We start from the raw sequence: 1526 nt of genomic DNA, 5'->3' as shown, positions 1-1526 counted from the left end.
TTTTTCCTCACCCCCTCTACGGTCACCTGTCCGCCACCAAAGCCGGCTATCTGATCGAACATACTGAGGGCATCACGCATTCCGCCATCGGCAGCGATGCCGATCATCTGCAGTGCCTCGGGCTCTACGGTGATCCCCTCTTGGGAAGCGATGTGGGCTAGGTGCTCTGCAATGTCGTGGCTAGTTATTCGGCTAAAGTCGTGTACTTGGCAGCGAGAGATGATGGTGGGTAGCACCTTGTGCTTCTCGGTCGTTGCCAAAATAAATATGGCGTGTGCGGGGGGCTCCTCTAGTGTCTTAAGGAAGGCATTGAAAGCACTACTCGAGAGCATGTGCACCTCATCAATGATGTAGACCCGATACTTGCCCGAAGTGGGGGCAATATAGACCTGCTCTATCAGCTGGCGGATATCATTGACTGAGTTATTGGAGGCGGCATCGAGCTCCATAATATTATAGGAGCGCTGCTCATTAGCGGCAATACAGCTCTCGCACTGGTTGCACGCCTCTCCCTCGGGGGTACGGTTTTGGCAATTGATGGTCTTCGCAAATATTCTGGCACAAGAGGTCTTGCCCACCCCTCGTGGCCCACAGAATAGGTAGGCGTGAGATAGCTTATTCTGAAGAATAGCATTCTTCAAAGTGGTGGTCAAGGCCTTCTGCCCTACGACACTCTCGAAGGTACTCGGACGATATTTACGTGCCGATACTACAAAGTCTCCCATCTTAGCTCCTTCTCTTATAGCGACGAAGCGTCGAAATTGATCGGTAGGAGTTGCCTACAATCTGCGACTATCTGTACCGAGTCGGGCCCGGCTAGGTAGACGGGGAAGGGTGACTTATAGCGGTCGGCGGTCTCCAATATCACCTGTCGGCAACCTCCACAGGGGGCTGCTACGGCTACATAGAGGTTGTCATCCCGCATCGCGGTCACTGCCAAGGCGACCACTGGATCATCGGGGTACTGAGCCCCAGCGTAGAATAGTGCCGTCCGCTCGGCACACAGTCCCGAAGGATAGGCGGCATTTTCTTGGTTGGATCCGGTGACGATGCGGCCACTCTTTAGGCGAAGGGCAGCACCTACTCTAAACTTTGAGTAAGGGGCATAGGCATCGCGGGCAATGCTCCTTGCCGCCTCCACCAACTCTAGTTCTTCACTCTGTAACTCTTTAAAGGACTTCTCCTCTATCGGTATAATTATTTCGCTTCGCTTCATATCTATAAATATTCTAATGGCTAAAGATACCATTTTTTAGGCAGAAGTAAGGGCTATTCCCCTCACTTTTTACACTTTCCCCGAAAATCCCAGCAACTTGCCTCATCTCCAATTCCATAAGAAACGCTGCAATTCGTCTCAATGCAACGGTTTCATTGATGCAACTATCTCATAGTTTCGATGCAATGCAACTCTAAGGGTCCTATACCAACTCAGATGAGACCCCTGCCGAGGTTCATACAAAAATCTCCGATGATTGCCACATGGTAAGTCCTTTCTAATCAGGGGTTACACATTAGAATGATATTGC

At 50.8% G+C, this 1526-nt stretch carries 2 protein-coding genes; both read right to left on the bottom strand.

The window, feature by feature from the left end:
- Positions 1-725: DNA polymerase III subunit gamma/tau (dnaX, locus tag QVO39_RS00755; protein WP_288171280.1), on the bottom strand; the 725-nt coding region annotated here is incomplete at its 3' end.
- Positions 726-739: 14 nt separating this feature from the next.
- Complete coding sequence (cdd, locus tag QVO39_RS00750) at positions 740-1216, bottom strand: cytidine deaminase (RefSeq protein ID WP_018029278.1); 477 nt, start codon at positions 1214-1216, stop codon at positions 740-742.
- Between the last annotated feature and the right edge of the window lie 310 nt (positions 1217-1526).

The sequence above is a fragment of the Porphyromonas sp. CAG:1061 genome, from assembly GCF_000435035.1.
Taxonomy (GTDB): Bacteria; Bacteroidota; Bacteroidia; order Bacteroidales; family Porphyromonadaceae; genus Porphyromonas_A; species Porphyromonas_A somerae.
This window is presented reverse-complemented; position numbering and strand designations above follow the sequence as displayed.